The following is a 3,671-nucleotide window of genomic DNA, read 5'->3' on the forward strand; positions in this document are numbered from 1 at the left end:
TGACCGGGGGCGGGGTGATGCCGGGCAGGTCGGTGGGCTCAGGCATGGTTGGCGACCTCCCGCTCGGTGCCGTCGTGCTCGGCCGATCGCGCCGGGGACGGCGCGCCCACGGGTGCCGGAGTCGCCTCGGCGGCGGCTGCGGCGGGCAGCGCCCAGGGCGGGGCGCTGCGCACGGCGCCCCAGATGGGACTCTCCACAGTGACGCAGATCTGTCGCGCCAGCTCCAGCATGCCGGCGTAGCCGGCGTAGCCGAATTCGCGCTCTTGGTTGATGTCCAGGAACGGAATGCGCGCCTTGAGCGCGGTGTACATGTTGCGCCCGCCGGCGATCATGACGTCCGCGTCGTAGCGCTTGTACAAGTCCAGCAGCGAGCGCGGGTTGCCGTCCTCGATCATGGGTGCGTCCTCGCCCATCAGCGCGCGGATGCGGGCCTTGTCGTCCTCGGTGGACTTCTTGGTGCCGGTGGCCACCACGGTGATGCCCAGATCCTGCAGGGCCGACACCACGGACCAGGACTTGACCCCGCCGGTGTAGAGCAGGGCGCGCTTGCTTTGCAGGCGCTCGCGCCAGGGGGCCAGTGCCGTGGTGAGGCGCGCCTCCTCGCGGGCGATCAGCGCCTCGGTGCGCTCGGTGAGCGCCGGGTCGTCGATGCGCCGGGCGAAGTCGCGCAGGGCGCGGGACATGTCGGCGACGCCGTAGAAGCTGCCCTCGAACCAGGGCATGCCATAGGCGTCCTTGAGCTGGCGGGCCACGTTGATCATGGCCTTGGAGCAGACCATCATGTTGACGTCCGCGCGGTGCATGGTCTGCACTTCGCGGAAGCGCGCATCGCCGGAGAGCGTGCACAGCACGCGCAGCCCCAGCTCGTCTAGCAGCGGCAGCACGTGCCAGAGCTCGCCGGCGATGTTGTACTCGCCGATGAGATTGATGTCGTGGACCTTGAAGCCGTCGCGCTCGATCCCCGCCGGCACCGGGTCCGGCTCGCGGGTGCCGCACACCTGCTTGACCATGGTCTCGCCGGCGATGCGGTTGCCGAGGTTCTTGGTGCCGTAGAAGCCGGCGGCGTCCACCGCGATGACGGGCGTGCCCCAGCGCTCCGTGGCCGCCTTGCACACGGCACCGATATCGTCGCCGATGAGCGCCGGCACACAGGTGTTGTAGACCAGCACCGCCGCCGGCCGGTAGCCCTCGATGGCCTGCTTGATGCCGTGGAAGAGCCGCTTCTCGCCCCGGCCCATGATGACGTCCTGCTCCGTCAGGTCCGTGGTCATGCCGAGCTTGAACAGCTCCGGCCCCGTGGAGCGGGTGCCGCGGTTGTCCCAGGCGCTGCCGGCGCAGGCGATGGAGCCGTGCACGATGTGCGCGACATCGACGATGGGCAAAAGCGCAATCTGCGCGCCGTCGAAGGCGCAGCCGCCGGCGGTGGCGCCGGGCTTGGTCTTGGCGCAGCCGGACTTCTCTTTCTTGTTGTGCTCGCAGGCCGGCTCGTCGAGGAGCGCGGCGATGTCTTTCTGCTTCATGCTCGATCCTGCGCGTGGGGTTCGGAGGGCGGGAAGCAGAAGCCGTGCCAGCGCCCCGGCGGCTGCCGCCGGCGGTGCGCTGGTTGCGCCAAGTGGTTGTTCTGCGGAGGTGACGGCATGGTGGCGACGCCTGTGCAAGGGCTCGCGCCGGCAATGTCACAAAGTCGACAAGCCGTGCTGGGTGAGGGGTTTGGGACAGCGCCGCGCCGCAGTGTGAGCGCGGCTGGGGAAGACCTTGGGAGTCCGTGCAGGGTTTGGCACCAGGGTTGCTTGCCGGCATTGGATGACCCCCGGTCCGACAACGACGGAAGCCCAGCCCATGTCCCTTGCCCTCACCGATCTCGCCCAGGCCGCGCAGCGCGGCGATCTGGTTCCCTACCTCGGCCCCGGCGTGCTCGCCGATGTACGCGATGCCGACAACGGCGAGCCCATGCCGGCGCTGAGCGACGACCTCATCATCGCCATGAACCAGGGGCGGCCCATGGCGCCGAAGCTCATGTGGGAGTTCCCGCGCGCGGCCATGAACGTCGAGCTGAAGCGCGGTCGCAGCGCCGTGAACCGCTTTCTGGATACGCTCTACGGCCAGCGCCGGTGGACCCGCGCCGCACTGCACGACTGGCTCGCCGCCGCCGCACCGCCCTATGTCATCGACATCAACCGCGACATCCAGCTCCAGGACTCCTTTACCGACCGCGAGCACCTGCTGATCCGCGGCATCGCCCGGGTGGGCGGCACCGACTACCGCTTCAAGCTGCACGCCTACGACGGCGAGGCCTACCGTGAGATCGACCAGTCCAGCGCCGACCCGCGGCTGCCCATCCTGTTCAAGCCCCTGGGCAGTCCGCGGCCCGATCCCACCTACATCGCCTCCGACGCCGACTTTGTGGACTACCTCACCGAGCTCATGGGCGGCTTCGGCCTGCCGAAGTTCCTGAAGGAGCACCGCGTGGGCCGACAGTACCTGTTCCTGGGGCTGCGCTTCACCCGCGACACCGAGCGCATGGTGATGTCCGACATCATCTACGCCGCCGGCGAGCCCGCGGGTTACGCGCTGATCCCGGAGCCGACGGAGAAGGAGCTGCGCTTCTGCGACAAGAAGGGCATCGAGGTCATCGAGGCGGACGTGGCGGACCTGCTCGCCGCGGCTGGCGTTGCCGACGAGGGGCTGGTGCCGCCGGCGTACGAGGTGGGCTGCTAATGCTGGCCTTGGGCCGATGCGCCTGGGCCGGACTGACGGCGGTCGAGGTGGCGGCGAGCGCCGCTGTGCCGGTCGGTTGGGACGACTTCTTTGCCGCAGCCCCACGCACGCCGGACGACTTTCTCGCCGAGCGCGAGCAGGAGCCGCCGCAGGAGCGCGACTGGGCCGATGCGCTGGATGCTTGACACCAACACGGCCAGCTACGTCATCCGCTGCCGGCCGCCGGGTGTCAAACGGCGCTTCGATGCGGTCGGGCACGGCAACCTGGCCATCTCCGTGGTGGTGCTGGCGGAGCTGCTGTACGGCGCCGAGCAGCATCCGACGCACGGGGACGACATCCGCGCCGACATCGATGATTTTCGGCGTCGGTTCGCGGTGCTCCACTGGTCCGAGACCGCCGCTGCCCACTATGCGCAGATCCGCGCCCAGCTGCGCAAGGCCGGCACCCCGATCGGGAACATAGACCTCCTGATCGCGGCCCACGCACGAGCGGAGGGCGCGGTACTGGTCACGACCAACCTCGGGGAGTTTCGCCGGGTGGACGGGCTGACGCTGGAGGATTGGTTGGAAGCACCGGATGTGCTTACTTGGTAACGGGCAAGAACAACGAGAACAGACAAGGGCGGACCTTGCTCAGAAATCGGGCGAAGCGCATCCGCCGTCTCCGCCCGACGCAGTCAGCGGAACAGGTGGCCGGCGTGATGAGCAACGCCGCTGACTGCGTTGCTGTCGTCGCGGCGGGTGTCAAGCCCTCGGCGGGCACGGGGTGCGAGCAAAACTGATGTGGCCGCTTACATTGTCATGCGACTTGCTTGAGATGGCTGCTCCAGTACGCTGACCACTGGCCGTTTGCGCGCACGAGGCGCAGCGCCAGCATGGCCTCGGCGTTGTCGGGCGTCCACCACGCGCCGGGGCGCTTGAGACGCTGCTGAACGACGTAGCGGTGTGCGCTT

General features: G+C 68.9%; 4 protein-coding genes and 1 pseudogene. 3 read left to right on the top strand and 2 right to left on the bottom strand.

Annotation, left to right across the window (positions count from 1 at the left end):
- Positions 1-38: 38 nt before the first annotated feature.
- Positions 39-1,520, bottom strand: coding sequence for a nitrogenase iron-molybdenum cofactor biosynthesis protein NifE (gene nifE / locus CKO31_RS25375; protein WP_200243504.1), 1,482 nt, complete (start codon positions 1,518-1,520; stop codon positions 39-41).
- A 319-nt stretch (positions 1,521-1,839) separates the two neighbouring features.
- Between nifE and CKO31_RS25380 the strand changes: the two genes are divergently transcribed.
- From CKO31_RS25380 to CKO31_RS25390, 3 genes are read left to right on the top strand one after another with little or no spacing between them, the layout of a single operon-like run.
- Positions 1,840-2,718, top strand: a complete 879-nt coding sequence (locus CKO31_RS25380; protein ID WP_200243506.1) for an SIR2 family protein — start codon at positions 1,840-1,842, stop codon at positions 2,716-2,718.
- Complete coding sequence (locus tag CKO31_RS25385; RefSeq protein ID WP_200243509.1) at positions 2,718-2,903, top strand: antitoxin; 186 nt, start codon at positions 2,718-2,720, stop codon at positions 2,901-2,903. The genes CKO31_RS25380 and CKO31_RS25385 overlap by 1 nt, the downstream gene beginning before the upstream one ends.
- On the top strand, positions 2,887-3,312 hold the full coding sequence (locus tag CKO31_RS25390) for a type II toxin-antitoxin system VapC family toxin (RefSeq protein ID WP_200243511.1): 426 nt from the start codon (positions 2,887-2,889) through the stop codon (positions 3,310-3,312). Before CKO31_RS25385 ends, CKO31_RS25390 begins: the two co-directional genes overlap by 17 nt.
- A gap of 205 nt (positions 3,313-3,517) precedes the next feature.
- On the opposite strand, the pseudogene CKO31_RS25395 reads toward CKO31_RS25390, so the two are convergent.
- Positions 3,518-3,671 (bottom strand): annotated as a pseudogene (locus CKO31_RS25395) (ISKra4-like element ISTvi1 family transposase); the annotation flags it as partial.

The sequence above is a fragment of the Thiohalocapsa halophila genome (assembly GCF_016583825.1).
GTDB lineage: Bacteria > Pseudomonadota > Gammaproteobacteria > Chromatiales > Chromatiaceae > Thiohalocapsa > Thiohalocapsa halophila.

Excerpts from the sequence above, each read along its gene's own strand:
- nifE (WP_200243504.1), bottom strand. The coding sequence starts at position 1,520 with ATGAAGCAGAAAGACATCGCCGCGCTCCTCGACGAGCCGGCCTGCGAG.
- CKO31_RS25380 (WP_200243506.1), top strand. The coding sequence starts at position 1,840 with ATGTCCCTTGCCCTCACCGATCTCGCCCAGGCCGCGCAGCGCGGCGAT.
- CKO31_RS25385 (WP_200243509.1), top strand. The coding sequence starts at position 2,718 with ATGCTGGCCTTGGGCCGATGCGCCTGGGCCGGACTGACGGCGGTCGAG.
- CKO31_RS25390 (WP_200243511.1), top strand. The coding sequence starts at position 2,887 with ATGCGCTGGATGCTTGACACCAACACGGCCAGCTACGTCATCCGCTGC.